At 65.7% G+C, this 21,338-nt stretch carries 22 protein-coding genes; 9 read left to right on the top strand and 13 right to left on the bottom strand.

Translation table 11 applies throughout. The annotated features are described in order from the left end of the window. Together ACRDTL_RS10585 and ACRDTL_RS10580 are read left to right on the top strand one after the other, a co-directional pair. Nucleotides 1-414, top strand: a 414-nt coding sequence (locus ACRDTL_RS10585) for an enoyl-CoA hydratase/isomerase family protein (protein WP_431506654.1), incomplete at its 5' end; no start/stop codon positions are given. 260 nt (nt 415-674) lie between these two features. Beyond that, a complete protein-coding gene (locus tag ACRDTL_RS10580) occupies nt 675-1,181 on the top strand; it encodes an N-acetylmuramoyl-L-alanine amidase (protein WP_431506653.1) in 507 nt (168 codons plus the stop codon). A gap of 26 nt (nt 1,182-1,207) precedes the next feature. Here ACRDTL_RS10580 and ACRDTL_RS10575 read toward each other — a convergent pair whose 3' ends face one another. Next, nucleotides 1,208-2,188 carry an NAD(P)-binding domain-containing protein gene (locus ACRDTL_RS10575; protein ID WP_431506652.1) on the bottom strand — a complete coding sequence of 327 codons (981 nt, stop codon included), beginning with the start codon at nt 2,186-2,188 and terminating at the stop codon, nt 1,208-1,210. A 285-nt stretch (nt 2,189-2,473) separates the two neighbouring features. Between ACRDTL_RS10575 and ACRDTL_RS10570 the strand changes: the two genes are divergently transcribed. Further along, the gene (locus ACRDTL_RS10570) at nt 2,474-2,809 is read left to right on the top strand and encodes a hypothetical protein (RefSeq protein WP_431506651.1); all 336 of its coding nucleotides are present in this window, start codon (nt 2,474-2,476) and stop codon (nt 2,807-2,809) included. A gap of 121 nt (nt 2,810-2,930) precedes the next feature. After that, nucleotides 2,931-3,152, top strand: coding sequence for a helix-turn-helix domain-containing protein (locus ACRDTL_RS10565; protein ID WP_431506650.1), 222 nt, complete (start codon nt 2,931-2,933; stop codon nt 3,150-3,152). Here the strand turns inward: ACRDTL_RS10565 and ACRDTL_RS10560 are convergent. The 3 genes from ACRDTL_RS10560 to ACRDTL_RS10550 form a co-directional block, all read right to left on the bottom strand. Next, nucleotides 3,057-3,407 (bottom strand): NAD(P)-binding domain-containing protein, encoded by a 351-nt coding sequence (locus ACRDTL_RS10560; protein WP_431506649.1) that lies wholly within the window; start codon nt 3,405-3,407, stop codon nt 3,057-3,059. The genes ACRDTL_RS10565 and ACRDTL_RS10560 overlap by 96 nt on opposite strands. Nucleotides 3,408-3,516: 109 nt before the next feature. Continuing rightward, nucleotides 3,517-4,896, bottom strand: coding sequence for an IS607 family element RNA-guided endonuclease TnpB (gene tnpB, locus ACRDTL_RS10555; RefSeq protein ID WP_431506648.1), 1,380 nt, complete (start codon nt 4,894-4,896; stop codon nt 3,517-3,519). 1 nt (nt 4,897) lies between these two features. After that, nucleotides 4,898-5,482, bottom strand: coding sequence for an IS607 family transposase (locus tag ACRDTL_RS10550; RefSeq protein ID WP_431506647.1), 585 nt, complete (start codon nt 5,480-5,482; stop codon nt 4,898-4,900). A 68-nt stretch (nt 5,483-5,550) separates the two neighbouring features. On the opposite strand from ACRDTL_RS10550, the gene ACRDTL_RS10545 reads away from it, so the two are divergent. Next, entirely contained in the window at nt 5,551-5,751 is a 201-nt protein-coding gene (locus ACRDTL_RS10545; RefSeq protein WP_431506646.1) for a hypothetical protein, read from the top strand. Between the two features lie 3 nt (nt 5,752-5,754). On the opposite strand, the gene ACRDTL_RS10540 is transcribed toward ACRDTL_RS10545, so the two are convergent. Next, nucleotides 5,755-7,302: a molybdopterin-dependent oxidoreductase gene (locus tag ACRDTL_RS10540; protein WP_431506645.1), complete on the bottom strand. Its 1,548-nt coding sequence runs from the start codon at nt 7,300-7,302 to the stop codon at nt 5,755-5,757. A gap of 164 nt (nt 7,303-7,466) precedes the next feature. Here ACRDTL_RS10540 and ACRDTL_RS10535 point away from each other — a divergent pair, with 164 nt between their 5' ends. Both ACRDTL_RS10535 and ACRDTL_RS10530 read left to right on the top strand, forming a co-directional pair. Further along, a complete protein-coding gene (locus ACRDTL_RS10535; protein ID WP_431506644.1) occupies nt 7,467-8,483 on the top strand; it encodes an ABC transporter substrate-binding protein in 1,017 nt (338 codons plus the stop codon). A gap of 184 nt (nt 8,484-8,667) precedes the next feature. Then, the gene (locus ACRDTL_RS10530; protein ID WP_431506643.1) at nt 8,668-8,895 is read left to right on the top strand and encodes a hypothetical protein; all 228 of its coding nucleotides are present in this window, start codon (nt 8,668-8,670) and stop codon (nt 8,893-8,895) included. Between the two features lie 380 nt (nt 8,896-9,275). Here ACRDTL_RS10530 and ACRDTL_RS10525 read toward each other — a convergent pair whose 3' ends face one another. The 4 genes from ACRDTL_RS10525 to ACRDTL_RS10510 all read right to left on the bottom strand — a co-directional run bounded on the left by ACRDTL_RS10525 (nt 9,276) and on the right by ACRDTL_RS10510 (nt 14,436). Further along, nucleotides 9,276-11,168 carry a CocE/NonD family hydrolase gene (locus ACRDTL_RS10525; protein WP_431506642.1) on the bottom strand — a complete coding sequence of 631 codons (1,893 nt, stop codon included), beginning with the start codon at nt 11,166-11,168 and terminating at the stop codon, nt 9,276-9,278. A gap of 1,073 nt (nt 11,169-12,241) precedes the next feature. Next, the gene (locus tag ACRDTL_RS10520; RefSeq protein WP_431506641.1) at nt 12,242-13,393 is read right to left on the bottom strand and encodes an FIST signal transduction protein; all 1,152 of its coding nucleotides are present in this window, start codon (nt 13,391-13,393) and stop codon (nt 12,242-12,244) included. 59 nt (nt 13,394-13,452) lie between these two features. Continuing rightward, nucleotides 13,453-14,103, bottom strand: a complete 651-nt coding sequence (locus ACRDTL_RS10515; protein WP_431506640.1) for a nucleotidyl transferase AbiEii/AbiGii toxin family protein — start codon at nt 14,101-14,103, stop codon at nt 13,453-13,455. A 21-nt stretch (nt 14,104-14,124) separates the two neighbouring features. Then, nucleotides 14,125-14,436, bottom strand: a complete 312-nt coding sequence (locus tag ACRDTL_RS10510; protein ID WP_431506639.1) for a hypothetical protein — start codon at nt 14,434-14,436, stop codon at nt 14,125-14,127. 272 nt (nt 14,437-14,708) lie between these two features. On the opposite strand from ACRDTL_RS10510, the gene ACRDTL_RS10505 reads away from it, so the two are divergent. Further along, nucleotides 14,709-15,050 carry a type II toxin-antitoxin system prevent-host-death family antitoxin gene (locus tag ACRDTL_RS10505; protein WP_431506638.1) on the top strand — a complete coding sequence of 114 codons (342 nt, stop codon included), beginning with the start codon at nt 14,709-14,711 and terminating at the stop codon, nt 15,048-15,050. Between the two features lie 284 nt (nt 15,051-15,334). Here the strand turns inward: ACRDTL_RS10505 and ACRDTL_RS10500 are convergent, their stop codons facing one another. From ACRDTL_RS10500 to ACRDTL_RS10485, 4 genes are all read right to left on the bottom strand, one after another. Continuing rightward, entirely contained in the window at nt 15,335-17,878 is a 2,544-nt protein-coding gene (locus ACRDTL_RS10500; protein WP_431506637.1) for an SEC-C metal-binding domain-containing protein, read from the bottom strand. 144 nt (nt 17,879-18,022) lie between these two features. Next, nucleotides 18,023-18,286 (bottom strand): hypothetical protein, encoded by a 264-nt coding sequence (locus ACRDTL_RS10495; protein WP_431506636.1) that lies wholly within the window; start codon nt 18,284-18,286, stop codon nt 18,023-18,025. Beyond that, on the bottom strand, nt 18,283-18,513 hold the full coding sequence (locus tag ACRDTL_RS10490) for a hypothetical protein (RefSeq protein ID WP_431506635.1): 231 nt from the start codon (nt 18,511-18,513) through the stop codon (nt 18,283-18,285). Before ACRDTL_RS10490 ends, ACRDTL_RS10495 begins: the two co-directional genes overlap by 4 nt. A gap of 55 nt (nt 18,514-18,568) precedes the next feature. Beyond that, nucleotides 18,569-20,587, bottom strand: a complete 2,019-nt coding sequence (locus ACRDTL_RS10485; protein ID WP_431506660.1) for a glycoside hydrolase family 172 protein — start codon at nt 20,585-20,587, stop codon at nt 18,569-18,571. Between the two features lie 77 nt (nt 20,588-20,664). On the opposite strand from ACRDTL_RS10485, the gene ACRDTL_RS10480 reads away from it, so the two are divergent. Further along, nucleotides 20,665-21,327, top strand: a complete 663-nt coding sequence (locus ACRDTL_RS10480; protein ID WP_431506634.1) for a class I SAM-dependent methyltransferase — start codon at nt 20,665-20,667, stop codon at nt 21,325-21,327. Nucleotides 21,328-21,338 lie beyond the last annotated feature (11 nt).

Genomic DNA, 21,338 nt, shown 5'->3' with positions numbered 1-21,338 from the left:
GCCGCACCCTCCGCTAAATTTGCGGCCAACTTCAGCCGGCTCGGGTTTCATCCCGGCTTCGGGATTACCGCCACGTTGCCACGTGTCGTCGGTCAGCAACGAGCGCTCGAGTGGATGCTCACCGGTGAGCGTTTCGGTGGCGAAATCGCCCACGTAACAGGGTTGGTCGATGAATTGGCCGACGACGGCGATGTACGCCCGGCGGCGATTCGGTTCGCCGAGCGTATCGCCGCCTCGGCTCCCTTAGCGCTGACAAGCATCCGTGCCACCATGCGCGCCGGCCTCGCCGAGGCTGTCGCCGCGGCCACCGCCCGCGAGCTCGAAGAACAAACCCGACTACGGGATACCGCCGACTTCCGCGAGGGCGTGGCGGCAGCGGCCGGGCGCCGCGCCCCGATGTTCACCGGTCGCTGAAGGGTCGTGAGGCCATGGATGTGCCTGGTAGCGACCGGCCCGATTCCGTCAACCGCCGTCAGCTGCTCCGGCTGGCAGGCAGCGTCGCTTTGGCGTCAATGGTCAGCGCCTGTTCAACACCGCTTTCGGCTCCGACTAAGTTTGCGACCTCGAGGACCAGTGCCCGCCTGACGAGTGCCACTTCGGCACTGTTGATATGCCGAGACGCTTGGGGCGCGCGACCTGCCCGCCCCGGCGGCAGGCCCCACGCCATCACCCGCTTGACCCTCCACCACGAGGCCGTGGTCCTCGGCCAAAACCGTAATGCCCCAGGCCGATTGCGCCAGGATCAGCGATACCACCAGGACCAGCTGGGATGGATCGACATCGCCTATCACATCGGCGTTGACCGCAATGGCAACATCTACGAACTGCGGAGCACCGAGATTGCCGGCGACACTGCGACAGACTACGACACAACAGGCCATTTCCTCGTCCTCTGCGAAGGAGACTTCGATCAAGAGGTTGTGTCGGAGGCCCAGCTTCACGGAGCCGCTCTCGCGTTCGCATGGGCCGCCCAGAACTTTGGCGTCGCGACCGATACCTTGGCCGGCCATCGGGACCTAGCCCAGACTTCTTGCCCGGGTGCGAACCTCTACGCCCATGTCTCCTCAGGCGACCTCCGCCGCCGCATTGATGATCTATTGGCCGCCGGCACCGTGAACCTCCAGCGCGTCTGCGGGCCTGAGGCGGCCGCAACCGTCGCCGCCATCGAGGCCGGCCACTAACCCGCCGGAAGCTGGCGCACCGGATCTCACGGTGACGTTTCGCGTACCCGCTCGCCGAGGCGCTCGCGCAGGTCCTTCTCGAAGGCGAAGACCTCGGGGCTGAGCTTCTCGGCCCGCAGGCGTTGCAGGTTCGGATAGCCCGCGTCGCGCTCGGCTTCCCACTCGTCGGCGAACTTGCCCGACTCGATCTCGCCCAGCACCTCGCGCATCACCGCGGCGACGTCGACGCCGTCGTAGCGATCCGCCCGCGACATCTGACCGTACTGGCTGGTCGGCGAGTGGTAGCGCATCTGAGCGGCGTAGCCTTCCAGCCGCAGCAGCCGGTAGTTGCGCTCGATCTCGCCCGAGAGCATGAGCTCGGTCATGGTCGCCTCAAGCGGGATGCCGGCCTCCGCCATGAGCGCGACAAAGCTCGTGGAGACGCGGGCCATGGCCGGGGCGAACAACTGCTCCATCGCGAGGTCGAGGATGGCCTCCTGGCGCGGCGTCATCTCGATGGCACCTTGGCGCAAGCCGCCGACCGCCCGTGCGATGGCCAGCGTGCGGGCCAGCGCGGTCCCGGTGTTGTCCTTGTGGATACCGAGCGCGGTGATGAACCCGACGCCTTCCAGGTAGCACGCCCGCACCTCGGGACCCAGCATCCGCGGGGCGACCATGCCGACGTCGCAGTCGGGGTCGATCCGGTCGAAGGCCGCCGCGTAGCCCGAGGCCAGCACCCACAGCGCAGCGGGCTTGGGCGTGAGGGGCAGCTCGGGGATGATGTCGTCGGGAATGAGGGTGCAGATCACGTCGCAGTCGCTGGCCGCCTCGATCTCGTGCGCCGGGAAGCCCTCGGCCTCGGCCTGGTCCCGGGAGTCGTCGGCCCGGGTGAAGACCTCCACCGCCAGGCCCGAGTCACGCAGGTTCAGGGCCCACGAGCGCCCCTGGTTGCCGTAGCCGACGACGGCAACCCGCTGCCCTTGGAGCACCGACAGGTCAGCGTCGGACTCGTAGTAGATCATCGTCATCAGAACCCTCCTCTGCCGCGGTACTGGTCGATGAAGAATCGCTCGAAGGTGGGCATTTCGCAATGGCCGCAATCTAGCGGCAGACACCACAAGGACGCGGGGGGCCATGCCCGGCAGCTCCGTCTGCCCCGTCGCGGGTACATCTCCGCCGATTCGCTGACACCTGCGGTATCAGGCGTTGCTGTAGTCCCCAACTCCTCCTCGCATACCTTTATGCCAGATACAGGGGACGCACCTGCTGTATAGTGGCCCTATACATGACGTTTGAGCGAAAGTGTGGCAGTGATGAAGGTCTACGCGAAACCAGGTCCTGGTGAGCGGCTTTCGGTTGAACACACTCGCCCCGCCTACGTCGTCGAGGACCTCTCCGAGCTGCATGGGCCGACCAGCGGCACGGTCGTTCTGCCGGTGCACATCGATTGGACCCCTGCCCGCGAGTATGACCTCGAGATCCGGCGTCGTACGCAGACGATGTACGAGACCGTTCTGCGGTCCGCGTCGTCGGAGCAGGATCTGCTGGCATATCTCGACCGTGACTTGCTCGTCAAGCTTTGGCGCTCCCTGCGGCTGCCCGACTATGTCAGGGCCGCATGGGAACGCCAGCATCCAGAGCTGAATTGATGGCGGATCGCTTCCTTCAGCGCATCGCGCAGGTGGTGGACGCCGCGATCGGCGGCATAGGAGCAGATCGCCGCCATGATCGCCCGGCTCAGGGCACACGCCGAGGCGCTGGGGCGTTCTGATGGCTAGCGGGCAGGATATCCCCGAGGCACTGTTTGCGCGGGCTGTTGTCGCTACCGATGAGGTGCGGCAAGCCAGAGAACTATTGCAGCACAAGGCCGCCGAGCGGCGCCAGGCGATATTGGCATTACGGGAGGCGGGTGCGTCTTACGGGCAGATCGCCGAGCAGCTCGGGTGTAGCCGTTCCGCCGTCCAATCGATCCTGCGCCGCACCGAGGCATAGCATGGCCCAGCGGTAGCGGCTCAGGGTGCAGATCACGTCGCAGTCGCCGGCCGCCTCGATCTCGTGCGCCGGGAAGCCTTCGGCCTCGGCCTGGCCCCGGGATTCGTCGGCCCGGGTGAAGACCTCCACCGCGAGACCCGAGTCACGCAGGTTCAGCGCCCACGAGCGGCCCTGGTTGCCGTACCCGACGACGGCAACCCGCTGCCCATCCAGCACCGACAAGTCAGCGCCGGACTCGTAGTAGATCTTCGTCATCGGAACCTCCTCTGCCGTGGTGCCACGGGATGCACGTCCCGTGCTGGGCGAAGGCGCGACATCCCTCTCTTGTGCGTAGCATCCGTTGCGAGTGAGTGATCTTTAGTGGTCACGCGACTCGCACCCCATCTCGGGGTTGTTTCCCGGCCGGGTGGCCGGTTCCCTTCCGCGCTTCATGGCCACCAGCCCGGCCAGGCCGGGTCTTACGGTCGGCTCCACGCTTGACGGCGGCCCCAACTGGGCCGACGACGCTAATGGTGTCCTCGTAGCGTGCGAGATTGATGGACGCGTTGTCATCACGTTGATGCGACACCGAACAGGCCTCGCATTGCCAATGTTCGGCCCACCCGATGTCCTGCACATGGCCGCAGGCATGGCAGGTTTTCGACGACGGGAACCAGCGGTCAGCGACCACCAGCTGCGACCCGTACCAGCCTGTCTTATAGGACAAGTGCCGGCGCGGGGTGCCCAGGGCCGCATCGGAGAGTCCGCGCCGCCTGGCGCGCGCACCCGTGAGGCCCTTTTGCCGCAGCATCCCCGCAGCGTCCAAACCTTCAACAACGATGCGGCCGTGGGTTTTGGCCAGCCGTGTTGTCAGGACATGCAGGTGATGAGTGCGGACGTCATTGACCCGGTGGTGCAGCCGGGAAAGCTCGGTGGTGCGCTCGCGGTAGCGTCGCGATCCTTTCACACAACGCGACCGCGCCCGGCACATATGCCGCAACTTGCGCAGTGCGCCATCCAGCGGTCGCGGGTTCTGAACACGCTCGATCACGACACCGTCAGCAGTGGCGACTGTCGCCAAACGTCGCACCCCGACATCGACACCAACCCGCGAACTAGGTCGCACGATGCTGGGTTGCTGAGGGCGTTGGACCAGCACTCGCACGCTCGCGTCCAAACGAGTACCGTTGCGGCGCAGCGAGATCGCCAACACCCGAGCCCGGCCGGCACGGATCAGCCGTTCGATGCGGCGGGTGTTCTCATGGGTGCGGACAGTGCCGATCACTGGCAGCGTGAGATGCCTGCGGTCGGGCTCCACGCGCATCGCTCCGGTGGTGAAACACACCCGATCAGCGTCACGGCCCTTCTTTTTGAACCGCGGGAAACCGACCCTCTTGCCGGCCCGCTTGCCAGCCCGGGAGGTCTGCCAGTTCCAGTACGCGTCGACCGCGCCGCGGATTCCGTCGGCGTAGGCCTCCTTCGAGCATTCACGCCACCACGGCTGCCCGGTTTCGGCGTTGACGCACACGTCGTCTTTGACGGTGTTCCAGCGTTTGCGCAGCAGAGCAAGCGATGGCTTCGCCGTTTGGATACCGGCCGCGTGCCACGCTTCGATATCGGCTTTCAGCGTGGCCACGGCCCAGTTGTAGGCCTTGCGCCGCGCGCCGAAATGCCTGGCCAGCGAACTAGCTTGAGCCTCGGTCAGGTCCAGGGTGAACCGGAACGCCTGCACACACCATCCGTCGGGAATCTCGAAACGCGGCATCTCAGGCCGCCTCCACGTCACTCGCTGCAGCGGCTGCGAGGGCACGCTTGGCTCGGTTCTGCGCAGCGCGTTTGCCATAGAGCCGGGCGCACATCGATGTCAGGATCTCGGTCATATCGGCCACCAAGTCGTCATCGACCTCGGCCGAATCGACCACCACCAGCTCACGGCCGTCAGCGGCAACAGCGGCCTCGACGTACTCAGAGCCGAACCGGCAAAACCGGTCTCGGTGTTCCACCACGATCCGACTTACCGTCGGGTCACGCAGCAGAGCAAGGAACTTACCGCGACGCCCATCGAGCGCGGAGCCGACCTCAACAACGACCTTGTCGACACGGATCTGTTCAGCCGTGGCCCACCCAGTCACCCGCGCCACTTGCCGATCCAGATCCGCTTTCTGATCAACCGACGAAACCCACGCATACACCGCCGTGCGCGCTCGTGGGCCAGCCTCGCCAACAGATGCGTCCACGAGAATCAGCCGACCCACTCGCCGGGTGGGTACCGGCAAAAGACCAGCGTGAAACCAGCGATACGCGGTCACCCGCGCAACACCATTGCGCTCAGCCCACGCCGCCAGATTCATACCGTTGTTCCTACAGCACACCACTGACAACTACCCACCACTCAACCCGAAACAGCTAGCATCCCCCTATGAGAAGGACTTTCGTCGTTACGCTCGCGGTCGGGTTGATCGTCGCGCTGTTCGGTCTGATCTGGGCGCTCCAGGGATTCGGAGTGCTTGGTGGTAGCCCGATGAGCAACACCACGACCTGGTCCGTCATTGGTCCGATCACGGTGGTGATTGGCATCGTGATCGCGGTATTGAGTTGGCGCAAACTGTCGTCGAAATAGTACTCATGTCTCCGCCACGGTGAAGTCCACCGTGTGCCAGCCGGTGGCGCCGTCTGGGACGGTACCAACCCGATCTGCCGTTTGGACAGCTCCGGTGTTGTCGGTGGCGCGCACGCTGATGGTGTGTTTCCCAGGGCTTTTCGCCTGCCAGGGCAAGCTCCACAGCCGCCACGTCCCGTTGGAATAGCTCGCGGCCTGTTGCGCGGGCTGCCACCCGCCATCATCGATGAGGACCTCCACGGCCCGCACGCCACGGTTCTGTGCCCACGCGACACCGCCAAACACCACGGGTCCCATCGGCACCTTCTGACCACCTTTCGGCACGTCGATCCGCGACTGGGTCTTGATGGGTCCACGCGGTGCCCAGCCCTGCCGTGTCCAGTACGCCGTTGCTCTGTCGAAGCGGGTCAACTCCATCTCGACGACCCACTTGGTGGCCGACACGTACCCGTAGAGCCCGGGCACTACCAGCCGGGCCGGGTAGCCATGCTCGATCGGCAGCGGCTGCCCATTGAGGCCGACCGCCAGGAGCGCGTCGCGGCCATCGGTGAGCGCCTCCACCGGCGTGCCGGCGGTGAACCCGTCGATCGACGTCGAGAGCACCATATCGGCGTCGGTGTGCACACCGGCCGCCGCCAGCAGATCAGCCACCCGGTAGCCTGTCCAGATGCCCGTCGAAATCAGGTTGCCGCCAACGGGATTCGACACACAGGTTAATGTCGTCACCATTTCGACGACGTCGAAGTGGGCGAGGTCATCGAAGCTGTAGGTGGCTTCGCGGTCCACCATGCCGTGGATGCGCAGCCGCCAGTCGCGGTGGCTGAGTTGGGGAACAACGAGTGCGGTATCCACCCGGTAAAAGTCGGCGCCGGCGGTGACAAAGTTCGGTAGCGCAACGCCTTTCGGTTGTACATCAGCAGGTATTGGTGGCGCCGATGTGCGCGGTTGGGGAAGCGCGAAGCTGTTGCGGTCAGCGGCCACCGAATGCACCAACCGCGTGATGACCGCACCCACTACGCCACCCACTACTCCGAATCCGAGCAATCCGAACACGACCAACCTGCGCCTGCCGGCATCCGGCTCGTCGTGGTCGGCTCTGTCTTCCAGGTCTCCCGGGCCGGCCCAGAACCGACGGGTGAGCATGCGTAGGGTCGCCACGCCGCAGGCGGCACCGGCGACGGTGGGGATCGTGTCGAGCGCTGTCGCACCCTGCCGCGACAGCACTGCGATGCACCCCAGGACGCCGGCCGCGGCGAACGCGGCGCTGCCGAGCGGGCGGCGCTGGGTCTCGAGGGTCCCCGCGATTGCAGCGATCGTAGCGATCACCACGAGCACGACGACACCCACGAAGAGTTTGTCCAAAGAGCCCAGGGCCTGAATCGCCCACTCTTTGATGGGCCCCGGTGTCAGGTCGACGCCCACTGAGCCGACCGCAGTACGCGCATCGGCCCGCGCGCCGAACGGGATGCCCACCAGCTGGGCTACCCCGAGCGAGACGAACGCGGCGGCGACCCCGGCGAGCATCCGCTCATTCGACTGAGCGACAGCCATCGCAGATACTGTACTCGCGTTCTCCTCAATGACCGCAAACTCCGTGCCGTGCAGGCGAAACGGCTACATCGACATGCCGCGGCGTAGGCGGTGCGGCCTCTGCGTCGCTGTACCGGTACTGCCCGGGGGAGTGGGCGGTTGTTCGACAGGCTTAAGTTGTGGGCGTGGCAGCTCGCGCCGTCCTGGTTACCCCACTGTCGGGGCCGCTGGCCAGCTTCGGGAAAGCAGGGGCGAGCGCCCTCGCTCTCTGGGCCGGGCATTCCGCAGTAAGTCTGCGGGTCATCGACGCTTACCCGTCCGCGGCGTCCGCGATACGGGCCGCCGAGGCCAGCCGGCCCGACGTGGTGTTCGGGCCCTACGGTTCGGGGCCTGCGCTCGCGGCCGCGGCCGCCGGCAAAGGGGTCGTCTGGAACCACGGTGGCGCCACCGCCCGGCTGGCGCGGCCGGCGTATCCGCGTGTCGTCAACGTGGCGTCTCCCGCTTACCACTATCTCGCCGCGGTGCTCGAAACCCTTGCCGCCGACGGTCTTGGGGAGGGGTCGGAGGTGGTAATAGTGCACGTCGACACGGGGTTCGGCCGCGAGGTGGCCGAAGGGGCGGCGGTGGCGGCCCGGCGACTCGGTCTCCTGCGGCGGTCGGTCAGTTTTCGGCCAGGCCGGGCCGCAGACGTGCTGGCGCAGGTCCCGGCGGGCGATGTGTTGTTATCGGCCGGTTCTTTCGACGACGACATCGCCATCGCGCAGTGGGGCAGCGAACACCGTTGGCGCGCAGTTGGATTGGTCGCCGCTGGAGTCGATGAGCTCCGGCACGCCATTGGTGATCGCGTTGAGGGGCTTTACGGACCGAGCCAGTGGTTCGACGACGGGACAGATGATCCCGCGGACGGACCCAACAGCGAGTGGTTCAGTCACTGTTACCGGGACGCGAACGGTACTGAGCCACCCTATCCGGCTGCGGCCGCCTTCGCCGCGGGTGTCATTTGGCAGCGCTGCGTGAAGGAGGCCGGAACTCTTGAACCGTTGCCGGTGCTGGCTGCGTCACAGCGACTCGACACCACCACCTTGTTCGGTCGGTTTCGTGTCGACCCGGTCACCGGCGTGCAAACCGGCCATCAGATTCGCGTCGTTCAGTGGCGAAGCGGACGGCGGGTGCTGGTTGATCGTCCGCTTCGTCGGACGTGAGCCTCCAAGTCAGATCAGCTCGTGGGCTGACGTACCCGAAAGGACTCCTACGAGCGCTGCCGCAGAATTGGCAGCGGTTTCGCGCCGGCCCCGCTTCCTTGCCACATAACCGGCGCCTGCCACGTTACTCACGAGCTTCGCCTCGCTAAGTGGCTAAGGGCTGGTTGCCCGTAGGCTTTCCGCTGTGGGATTCAAGGTCTACGGGTACAAGTCCGAGCCGTTCGACGAGTTTGGCGACGGGGACAGGTACAAGGTGATCGAAGGCGGCGCACTCGAGATTTGGCACGAGGACGGGTCGAAGGTGACCATCAGCCCGACGCGCTGGGGTTGGGTGGAGGAAGACGCGCCCGAGCCTGAGGACGCGGCGCGCGCACGCATGAGCCGCTCCAACCCCAGTCGCCGCATGCGCTGAACTCCGCCGGTGACCGTCAGGATCGCGGGTTCGGCGTCAACCCCTGTCAGGGCACCCCACCCCGAGATCACCACCGCCCTCCTTCGGGGTAGCGGATTGCCCAGGTCGTAGGGTCTCAATAGTTCGTCTTCTCAGCAGCGATGTTCTAACACTTTGGGTGCGTTGATAGCCAAAGCTGTCGCACGTTCTGCTGCGGACTAATGCGCGTACTTGTCGCTGAAAGTCGCTCGGAGGCGGGCACTTCGCACAGTGGTTAGGCAGCGTGACTGGTGTGACCGCCCACCACGGTCGTTCCCGGCAGGTCTCGGCGGGCAAGCCCGACGCCAGCCACACCGCCACCGCGGGCGGCTCGAGCATCTCCTGCACCACATTGAGGACGTTCACAGCCTGGTCGGTACCGCCAAGAAGGTGAGATACGACGGGTGCGCGGGGTCGACGATGATGGCTTGACCCTTGATTTTGCGGCGTTGCGAGCGGCTGAAGAAGTGACGGGGGAAGCTGGCGCGACTGACGGCGACGCGCAAGCGATGTCCGGCACGGAGGACGGCCTCGGTGGGGTTGATGTCGATATCGACGTCAAAGGGCTGGCCGGGAACAACGGGCAGTACCGATTCGGCGGTGAAGGGGTGTTCGGCGACGAGCAACTCACCGTCGACGTACGTGCTTGTGGCCTCGTCGATAGCCCGCAGCGACGACAGTAGCGCCCCCCGGCTGATTGCGCCGGACACGCCCGTGGGTTCGACGTCGGTGACGGTGACGGACCAAAACGCGTCGCTGCCTTCGGCTTCCACCCACAGATGCAGGTTAAGTGGGCCGGATAGCACGACGTCGGCATCGAACGCTTCGGTGGTGAATGTGACTGCGGTGGCTTCGGCGTGGCGGTCGTCGCAGCCGAATGCGCGACCGAGCAGCGTGGCCAGGCCGGTGGAGATGATAGCGGTGTTGTTGGACCGAATGCTGGTCCTGCCAGCGGGCACCGAGAGGCGCTGCTTGTAGTCGGGCGCCTCGGCGACAAGTGACGCGTCGATAGCGGCGTGCTTTGCGGTGCCACTGTTGTCGGCGCTTAGGTAGAGTCTGCCCGCCCTGGCCGCGGGATCCGGATATCGGTCGTGCGGAATCCAGCCTCCGCCAAGCCTGCGTACGGTAATGGGGCCGTAGCGGTCGATGCCGTTGTCAATCCCCTTCACCCAGCGGTCGAACCAAGCGCATTGCAGCTCATCGAGGTACTGCGGTGCGTCGGGTGCACCGAACCCGGAGCCGGGCGCGTTGTGATAGCTGTCGTCGATGACAACCTGCTTGGCGCCGGGCGGCGTCGCGATGCGGTCGTACATCCGGAAGTTCGACCGGTTGTACACGTCATGCCAGCCGCCGTGGATCCAGGTTGGAACGGTGATCTTGTCGAGCCGGGGCAGCTTGTCGGCCCACATCGCGTTCAGGAAGACATCGGGATGGTCCTTCACCAGCGCGATTTGCAGCGCGTGCCAGGACCAACTGAACGGCACTTGGACACGGTCGCGCAGGTACTGCCGCCAGGCGCGCGTCTTTGTCAGGCCGCCGATCGACGGGATCCATTTGAGCACGTTCACGGTCGCGAGCCAGATGCCGATGAACGGAGACGGCACACCACCAGTGATTCCCAGCTCGCGCACGGGGTTCTCGCCGCCCTCGATCGCGAAGATCGCCTCTAGACCGTCGGGCTGTAATCCGGCGATGATGAGCGCGGTCACCGCACCGTAGGAAATTCCCGTTACCGCGAGTTTCCCGTTGCACCAAGACTGTTCGCTGACCCAGCGTAATACCTCAAGATAGTCCTGCTGCTCGGTCTTGCCGAAGAAGTCCCACTTTCCGGTCGAGGTTCCGGTGCCCCGCACATCGACCATCAGGTAGGCATAGCCGCGTGACACCAGTGTCGGGTTGACAAACGACGCCGCCAGCCCGCCGCCCGCAAGCGTGTGCAGCAGATCGCGGCCGGTGAAGTGCTTGCGGTCCGACGGGCCGATCCAGTTCCCGAGCGCGCGCATGCGGGAACCGCCGGAAAATCGTTGCAGCATCTTGTTGTACGGAGTGAAATTGAGCACCGCCGGCAGCGGTCCGGCCAGCGGCCCTGCCAGGTCACCGGGCAGGATGAGGTCAGCCGAGAGCACGGCACCGTCGGACATCCGGATCGCGATGTTGGAAAACCGGTACATCCGCGGGTATTGCCGCCCACCAATATCGAATCGGGCATTCGGCGGCAATTGCTCGACTCGGGGCTCGGGTAGTTGCTCCGTCATACGGGCAATACTGCCGTTCTGGTGGGTCACAGACAATACCCTCTATGCAACCCGAACTTCAGGAAACGATTCCCGTTGTGCAAGTATGCGTTTCCGTTAGCCGCCCTGGGGCCTATCGCAAACCGGCACAGCTTATCCCCGTCGCGCGTGGTGGCACGGCGGCGTCCCGGCTTGTCGATGAAAAATCGCTCAGAGATGACATGTGAGGGGGGACTCCTTCGGCTCAGACGCACCATTTGGCACAAAAGTTACCCCTGCCGGTCGGTCGGCGGCGTATGCATACGACCACATCGGCCAGGCCAGAACAGAGCTAGCGAGCGGGATTCAGCGTGACCCCGGCGCCGGCGGTCAATTCTAAGGTTGCGAGCTATTACAAAGAGCTGCAATGGTTTACGCTTGCGCCCATTCCCTCTGACACACGGCACACTGCCGGATAATTGCCGCCCAACCGGGATCACCTTCACCGGGTGTACGCGACGGATGAACAGTAAAATCCCCGCAGCCGGGACACGCCGAAACCGCCCTAAATGGTTCCGGCGCTTGGGATGCCATGAGACCGTGGTTCTCCTCAGCCGTGAACGCCACCATGGCCGGCGGTTGCGGGTGGGCATCACGCAACGGCGGGTCACCCCACCACACACGGGCACAAAGCACCGACGCCATCAATAGCAGGCCGGTGGACATTGCCGCCACAGTTGACACCGCAGGGACCACCGTGGCCGTGATGCCACCGACGACGGCCAGCGCAAAGCACGTCACACTGAGCCGACGGGCCAGCCGCTGCCCGCGCCCCTCCATTGCCTCCCAGTCGGCATTCGCCTCCTGGCGCTGGGCAAGGTCAACTAGGGTCGGGTGCCGCCAGGCCCACGACGCGGCCATGCGGCAAAGTGTAGTCGGGTCGTCGTCTACCACAAATACTTCAAAACGCCGCCACGCCCATGGCCGTCTCAAAAGTTCGTCTCAGCGACACCCTTCTCAACAGGGATGTTAGCCAAAGTCGCTCGGAGGTGGGCACTTTGCATAGTGGTTCGGCAGCACGACTCGCGTGACCCCTGTGACGCGCACGCCAGCAGTTATTCGACGAATACCGCCATCGACGCGGTAAACCCGTGCAATGCATTGCGCCCCGCGATCGGGCCGATCTCCCCGGCGGCGAAGAAACCGGCCAGCGGGATCCCGCCAAGCAGGTCCTCGATCGTCGACGCGTCGTGGTCGGCGACCCCGAACATCCGCCGCCCGCGCCCGTTGCACGTGAACAACAGCGCACCCACCGGCCGTCCGGCTAGCGCCGCCGAAGCCCGTTCGATGGTCGCGCGCAGGTCCTTATCGGCGCCCACCGCATCGCGGACCTGGAATTGCACGGTGGCGCCGACCTCGACAGCCTCGCCGATCTCGATCGCCCCGGTCGAGGGGTCGGCGGCGAGCAGCCCGCGGATCAGGAAGTCGCCCTGGCCCGGCGCCGCCAGGTGCTCGTCGCCGACGATCCCGATCGACAGGCCGGTGCTGACCAGTTCCTGCTCGTCGCGGGGCATCCCCTCGACGATCTCGCGCAGCCGCTGCAGCGGCGGTTGGCCGCCCAGCTCGGTGATCACGTCGTCTTGCGCGCCGGTGACGATGTAGGGCTGCCCGATCGGCCGGCAGCCCTGCGACACGACCGGGATCGCATGCATGCCGGGCAGGCGCACGCCGACCAGCCCGGAGGTCAGCACCTCGCGGTCGCGGAACAGCCGGGTCTCGCCCGGTCCCCGCCCACCACTGACCACGCCGCCCACCACAGTCGTTCCCGGCAGGTCGGTGTTGAGGTGCTCGACGAGCAGGTGCGACGGGAACGTGTACGGGTCGGGCAGCAGCAGGTGCAGATCCTGCGCGGCCGGGTCGAAGCGGTAACCGGTGAGCAGCCCACCCGAGCCGGTGTTGACGAAGTCCAGCACGAACGTCTCGGCGGCCAGGCCGGACGCCAGCCACACCGCCACCGCGGGCTTGTTCTCCATCTCGTGGCGGCCGGCGACGATCGTCTGGGCGACGCACCCGATCAGCGCGGGCGGCTCGAGCATCTCCTGCACCGCGTTCAGGACGTCGGCAGCCTTATCGGTGTGCGATCGCGATGCGAGCAGCACGGCCAGCGACGGCGCCTCACCCGCGAGCTCGTCGCGCGCGTGCGTTGCCGCCTGCACCGCGGCCTGCCGCGCGTCGGGCACGGTGGAAACCCCGACTCCGATCCGCACCCCTCCATGATGCGCCGCTCGCGGGGCCTGGGCGAGCAGTGCGCGACCTCAATCGCCGATCACGCGTTACCGAGTTCGTTGGCCCATGACCGCAAGCGCTGCTGGATTTGCTCCAACGCTGCTCCATCCACCCGGTAGGCAATGGTGTCGCGCACATCCAACTGTGCGACGCAAGCGAGTTGGCGGGCGAAGACCCCCGGATCAAATCCAGGGTCGTGTTCGTGAGCGAGCGACAGGAGTGCGTCGTCGCTATACAGCCCTGATTCACGGATGGCGTCAAGATCCAGGAAGTCCCGCGCTTCTGCGCGCGAGAATACGGCAGCGACTTTGCTGCCCACCGCATCGGGAAGCGCGAGTACCGGCCCGACTTCGAGGCTTACTGGCGGCTGCATTCGCCAGTCAACCGCAAGGTCAACTACGACCATTTCGTCGGTGGCGCCGCTGACGACAAGCCGTGCGAACAGCGGTGCCGTTCTGGTGCGCGTGAAGGAAAGGCCAGCATCGCCCAATGCCTGTTCGGCATGCTTCAGCCCTTGGTTGAAGGCGTCAGGCGATGTGGTAGATGTCGCGAACAGGTCGACATCCTGAGTGGGTCGGTTGGTGATGCCGTGCTCGCGGATTGCGCCCGAACCGGCCAGCGCAAAACCGGCCGGCCCTATCGATTGCAACAACAATGCGGTGACGCGCCGCTGATGTTCAGTCGCACTCATCACTCCGGTTGCGCTCGAGTCTTACGCCCGCAGGTCGGGGAAACGGCTTTCCCAGATGCGGCGGCAACGTTCCGGAAGCATCAGCGCACGCCACACGCGGCGAAGCAGCTTCTCATTGAGCATGGACTCTTGAATGTCTGCTGTACCTTCACGCACCAAGGCCTGGTAAGCGCTTCGCAGGTCATGGCAGTCCGACAGATCATAGAGGCGCGGTGGCCCCCAATAGATTGCGAGTGGAAGCCCAATCACGCCCGACGCCGGGCCCCTGAGGGCGCTGAGTGAGGAAGGCGTGTCGTAGGGCACCACGTCCTTGAACAGGACCCTTTCAGCCATCGCCACCTCCTCTGCCACTCGACGTTTCTCCTAGTTTACGGTCAGTCAAGCGATTATCCGTGCTTGTGCAGGATGCAATCGCATACGCTGCGGATTTGTCTAGCCATCGATTGCGGATTTGTCCGAAGGTTTGCTGCGGATCCATCCGCCACCGGGCCGAGTGCGCCGCGCACCGGGTTGTGGCTGAAAAGTCGCCGCGAATATGCCCTCGTCTCGCATGGTGGAGTTCAAGACCGCTTACGCCGTGGTAGCAGTTCTGCGACCATGCTTCTATGGCGACCATTCCCCGGAAGGAACTTCGCAATAACGTCGGCGAGGTGCTCCGCCGGGCAAAAGCGGGCGAGGAGATCACGATCACCGTTGCCTCGATTGCCGAACTCCACTTTGGTGTGCTTGTCGCCAGAGATGATGATGAACGGGCGATTCGCACCGAACGGCTGGGCGCAATCGAATCCACATTTGACCCGTTTCCGATCACAGTTGAGGTCGCTCGAGAGTGGGGTCGGTTATCAGCCACCGCCAGTAACCGGGGTGGCCGACCGCGGTGCCGCTCGATCGATCTCGTAATCGCTGCACCGCAAACGCTTACGGGGTACCTCTTCTCACCCACCTGAACCCGTTGCCAGTCCGCCCACCGCTGACAAGTAGACGTTTCTGCTCGCGCGAACCTCTGGATCGAGGCGACACACAATTTGCCCGCCTAGTAGCGACAAATCAAGGAACGCAAGGAATTTGTCGCTCGTAGCCGGGCACAACGAACCTCGCCGAGCGAGCCGAGGCGGGAGTCCGGACGAAACCATACCGCTCGTAAAGCAGCGGCTGCGTCGTCGACAGCCTCGGCGATGAATCGGTCGAACGGCTGGTTCGATAGCTCCAAATCGTCGTTCATCGAAGCCGGCTACAGACCGAGCGCGGCACGCAACCGGCCGACGTCCATGCCGCCGTGGGCGGCTGCACCGGCGGGAAAACTATCCAGGAGTTTGATCAGGTCGCCGCGTCGGGTGGGGTCGTCGGCGGCCTCCCTTGGGGTGTGGCCGTCGAGCGCGGGGATGGGTTCATCGAGCCACTTGGTCTCGTAGTCGCGGATGAATTCTGCAAGGGCCGCGGCAACTTTGGGATCGTCGGGGTCGAGTGCGTCCGCACTGGCCACAGGCAGACGCTGGGCCTCCCGGACGTCGCGCACCGGGCGGCGGGCGTCGTCGAGCACACTCATCGCGGGGTCGAGGTGTGCCAGCGTGGCCAGCACGCGGTCCATCCGCTTTTCGCTGTTGGTCTCCGCCTGCAGCGTGTCGCCATCGAGCACCAGCGCAGCCCGAATCCGCGGCATGCCATGAGTGGTGACGTGCTCGAACCACCGCGGCGTCTCGTCGCCGCCGGCCCGGTCGTAGGTGTCATCGAGTGCGACCTGGATCCCGACCGGGTCGCTGACCCGCACGGTGGCCTCGCAGATCGCCAGCGGATCGCCCTCGGTGTTGGTCAGCGTCGGCGGCGCGAACCGGCGGCTCAGTTGCGCAACCAGCGTCACCGGGTCGGGTTCGGTGTCGAGCAGCTCAATCAGCGGGTCACGCTCGTGCAGCGCAACGGGTTCCAGTCCGCCGAAAAACTGCATGGTGTCCCCGGCGGGCAGCACGCGTGCGCAGACCAGTTGCCCGGGCTTCAGCTGTCGACTGGCCGCCCGCTCACGTACCTCGTGGGTATCGCCGGTGCGCACATCGCGCACGGTGACCCCCTGCCCGGGGTGCACCTGGTCGACCTCGAACACCGAACGCTCCACCGCGAGCCATTGGTCGGCCAGTAGCCGCTCGTCGTCGGGCAGCAATGCTCTGCGCACGTCGAGGAACTCCGCGAACGCGCCGCCCTCGAACAGCACCGCGTCTAGCACCAGCGGATCCTCCAGTGTCGCGTCCAGCGCGTCGGGGTCATCGTCGGCGTAGCGGCAGCGTTCGTAGCCCACCTCGGCCAGCAGCTCATCCCACCCGCTCAGCAGCGCGTGCTGACTGGCCTTGGCGTACAACCAGTTTGCCCGCTCGGCAAGCGGCCGCTGTTCGTGGCCGAGATGGCATTTCTTGTACTTGCGGCCAGACCCGCACCAGCACGGGTCATTTCGGCCGACGTCGGAGCGCGGCTCGGCGCGGTGCCGCTCCAGCAGCTCCACCAGCGGGTGGTCCGGATCGGCACCGGCGCGGCGCAGCAACGCCAACCCGCGCTCGGCGTCGCCGCGATCGGAGGCGATGCGGGCCAGGTCGCGCAACGGCAGCGGCCAGGCCGGGTCCAACGACTCGGCGGCCAGCAGCGCGCGTTCGGCCGCATCGATGTCACCGATCCGCTCCAGCGCCACCGCACGCAGCCAGCGAACCGCCACCCGCGCCGAGCGCGGCACCTTGGGCTCCAGCACGTCGGCGAACAGGCCCAGTGCGGGCGCCCCGTCGGGGTCGGCGCCGAGCGTCTCGGCCACCAGCAGCTCCGCCAGCCGCGGGTCGGCGAGCGCGGCCCCGAACTCACCGACGACATCCTCGAACGGGTCGGCCTCCGGTGATTCCGCGGCCTCGTCGGTCAACGCATCCTCGGGCAGCTCGTCGGCGTCGGCGGCCTCGATCAGCAGCGATATCGCCTCGTACAGTTGGACCAGCGTGTACAGCGCGACGGCGTCGTCGGGGTCGAGGTCGCGCAGCTCGGCCAGCATCGCGCACCCGCGCTCGAAACGCCAACGGTCGAAATCGAACCCGGCGGGTGCAAGCCAATCTCCGCTGTGTGCCAGACCGCAGTCCTCGACGATCTCACCCAGCGGCGCCAGCGGCTCGGTGAAGACCTGGGGATCCTCGACGCACGCCGTCCATACCGCCGCGTCGACGAACACCGGCTCGTCGGCGTCGAGCATCGCGGCCAGCCGCGCGCCGACCGCAGAATCCGCGGGCGCGGTAACCCGCTCGACCACGAGTCCCTGTTCGGTCAACCGCACCCCGACCAGGTCGCCTTCGGTCACCCCCAACGCTCCCAGCGTGCCCGGCGTCAGCAGCAGGGCGCCTCCCGGGTCGACTACCTCGGCCGGGATGCCCCGCGGCTCGAGCAGCTCGTCGTCGAACTCGGCCAGCACGACCTGCGCCGCCGACCCGTCGGCGAGCTGCTGGTACTGCTCGTGCTCGCAGAGCGCTGTGATCGGGTCCAGGTCCGGGGTCACGGCCAGAATGTCGTGGGCTAACTCGTCGGCGCCCAGCCGGTGCGTGAATACCCGCCCAGCCAGCAGCGTCGGCAGCCACACCCACCGGCCGTCAACCAACATCCCTGCCGCACAACCACTTTCGTCGAGAATCTCGTCGAGTACGGTGTCCGGGTCGGCCACGCCGCTGTCTTGCAGTCGTCGTGCGATGTCTTCCTCGGGCAATGGGCCGTGTTCGGTGAGAATTGTCGCAAGGGTCCGGGTCCCGTCGAACGCTTCTGCCACGGCGACCACCCTATGCCGTGCTTGGCCGTGTCGCGAGGCTCTATACACAGCCAAGTCGAAAAGTCGCTGCGAGGCGGGCATTTCGTGTTGCGGTTCGGCGGCGTGACCGGTGGGACGGAAGTCCGGCGTCCTCACCCATGAACGTCATGGATGAGGAAAGACCGCTTCGATGCGGGGGCCCTCCGTTGACCAGAAGACTTTGTAGGGCGGGTGCCCAGGCACGGGCAGTCGTAGGCGGATGCCCTCCTTTGTGATGACCGCGCTCGACAGGGCGCATGCCTGACCCGGCGCACGGAAGATCAGCTCACAAGCGTCGAGCACCGCGTTGTAGAGGTCGCTGTCAGAACCGGCCTCCAGAGCGTTGAGTTGAGCATCCGCGATCTCGGAGTAGTCGCCCTCGCTGTTCACGAGGATCTGCGGCGACGGGCGCGCCGCACCGTGGGCGCTGCCGCCGCCCGACTCAGCAGCTCGCGCAGTTCCGGGTCGCTGTCGTATTCATGCTGCGCCTCAGTCACTACGCGCGCCGGCTGGAGCAACAGACTTCCGTCGTCGTTCTCTCGCAACACGAATCTTTGGTTGGGGTGCCCGGGCAGCACAACCCGGCTTCGGTCATCGGTTTCAACGATCATCGTCATGCGAGAAGTTTATGCCCACAATCCCACAATGGGAAATAAGCACGCGGCCTGACGCTCAATCGGACAGCCCCGTTAGGTTGTCTACGTGGTAGCGGCCGGCGGTCCAGGGCGGGGAGTCGGGGGTGGGGGTGAGCGTGATCATGATCAGGGTTTTGCCTGCGGTGAGAGAGCCCGGTAGGAGGTATGTGTCATCTAGCCAACGGTGTGCGGTGTTGCTGCGTGGCTGTAACCAGGTGCCGGCGGGCATGCCGTCAATGGCAACGTCTGCTGACTGATACCCAATCGCTTGGTCCGATGTGCGGCGCAGCAGGAGGCCGCGGTTACCGGGGTGGATTACGACGTGGAAGGTGAACGCCGCCTGGGTGGCGCGGACTAACCCGGGAATGGTGCGGGTGTCGTCGCTCCCCTCGTACTCGCTGATCAGCAATTCATCGGTGGCGTCGGCGTCGGCGTCGGCGTAGCCGTGCACGAGTCGACTGACCGGATCGCTGGGGTAGACATCGTCACTGGGCGTAATGGTGTCGTTCGGTTGCGTGTAGAGGAATGCGGTTGAGCTGTAGTCGGGTTGGACCATGTTGCGTTTGCCGTGTTCGATGCCGAACCGGATTGCCGAGTGGTAGCCGATCGCCTCGGCGAGCATGAGCCGATAAGTGGCGACACAATAGCCTGCACACCCGCCGGCCGCCGTGCGTTGATCGGGTTGTCCGGTGAGCGGGTCGCTGAAGTGCTTGCCGTTGTTGAAATACCAGCCGCCCTCGTAAAGGTCCTCGGTGCCGGTGCCGTACCACTGCGGCGATGCGGAACCGTCTGTGTACACGCGTTCGGCTCCTTCCAGAAAGTACGGGGCGCCCTCGCTAAACGACGTTTTGATCGGCGAACCGCTCATGGTGTGGCTGACGCCGACGAATTTGCCGTGGCCCTCTTCATCGGCGAACAACCAGTCCTGATCGAGCGTCGTCGGTCCGGCATGCGAGCGTGCGGTGAAGTAGCCGGCACGGCCGCTGGCCAGCGCGGGCGCCCACTGGGGGTCGGGCGTCGTTACGACATCGCTGTCGATCCCTGCTACGGCATTGCCCGTGGTGTTGACGAGGGTGACGCGGGCGGTGTTGGCGAAAGGCATTGGCCACCATTCCGACAACGCCAACGCGCCGCCGGGTTGCGGGATGGTGGCGAACATCAGCGATCGCACGGTGGTGGTGCCCAGTCCGGCGCCGAAGAATTCCCCCAGTGGCGAGTCGACCATGGTTCGGCCGTCGAACTCGATCGCCAGGCGCAACCCGGTCAGGAGTTGATCCGTCGGTTCCGGCAGCCACAGATGTAGTGCCGAGATGCTGCCCGAACCAGTCGATTCCGCGATCGTCAGGCCCGTGCCGGCGGGAAGCTCGACGACCCGATTGTGATGCGCCGCTGCAGGTGCCGACGGTTTGGGGTCGACGGTGCCCGCGGCGCGCAGGGTCGCGAGCACGTCGAGCGCGGGGTCGGCAGGCGAGAAAGTGGTCACGCCGTCGGCGGTCGAAAAGTGGCGATAGTCGACGTGGTAGTATTCCAAATTCGTTGCGACACTGATCCGCATCGACTGCCGGTAGGGCATCGGTACCTTGAGGTAAACACCTCCCGGTGACTGCGCGGTGTTGGCCACCAGAGGCCACACGAATGGCGCACCCAGCGCACCGTCGACCACCGATTGCAGTGGCGCGTCTATCACGGTCTGCCCATCCAGCTCGATGCGGATCGTTCCGATCCGGGTCACATTGCCGCCGTCGCGGGTGAACCAGATCGAATCAACCTCTCCGGCACCGCGATCCTCGACGATGACACATCCGGCACCACCGGGCGCCAGACAGCCACCGGTGCCGTTCCGGTTACCGGTGGCGATGTCGAAATCACCGCCGCTGCGATCGAAACTCGACACCTGCAGACTCTGCGTGTCGGCGCTCAGATACGGCAAGCGATCCAATCGCCGGTAGGTGTCCCAGCCCACCAACCTGGAGCCGGGTCCGGTGATAACCGGTTCGGCAGGCGCAACCGCTGCCGCAGCAACACCGGTAACCCCCAGCAGCAGTAATGCGAACATCGCAGACACCGCCCGAACAGCCACCGGCATAGCAACAAAGGCTACGGTTTCACCGGGGTCTACCATCGGCGATCGTCATGGGTACCAGCTATTGGCGCGGCGCGGCCGAGGACGAGGCGATGCAGGACGAGCACCGCTTCGCCTGGGGAGCGATGCTGGACACCATCGACGTCGACCTCGCCGGCACGCGGGTCCTCGACGTCGGCTGCAACCGGGGAGGCTTTCTGCGGCTGCTCGTCGACGACTGTGGTATCCACGAGGGCTTCGGCTACGACCCCGCGGCCGGCGCAATCGAGGACGCACGTCGCCTGGCGGGGACGCGCCCGCTGCGGTTCGAGACCGCCGCAGCGCCGCCCGCGGCGTGGAGTGGCTTCGATGTGGCGTTTAGCCACGAGGTGCTTTACCTGCTTGATGATCTGCCGGCGCATGCGACGTCCATTTTCCGGGTCCTCAAGCCCGGCGGGGTGTACTACGCCGTGATGGGCGTGCATACCGCCAGCCCCCTGATGGCGACCTGGCATGCGGAGAACGCCGGGGAGATGGGCCTGCCCGCGCTTTACGACCTCGAACAAGTGACCGCGTGGTTCTCCGACGCAGGGTTCCAGGTTGCCGCCGGGCGACTGCGCATACGCTTTGTCCCGATCGCTGCTGCGGACCTCAGCGAAGGCCGGTTACTCGAGTGGCTCGACTACTACTACAACCGGAAGATCTTGTTCCGCTTCAGCCGACCCGACGGCTGACCGCTCCCGCC

The organism is Mycobacterium sp. (assembly GCF_050700595.1).
In the GTDB taxonomy this organism is placed as follows: Bacteria; Actinomycetota; Actinomycetes; order Mycobacteriales; family Mycobacteriaceae; genus Mycobacterium.
This window is presented reverse-complemented; position numbering and strand designations above follow the sequence as displayed.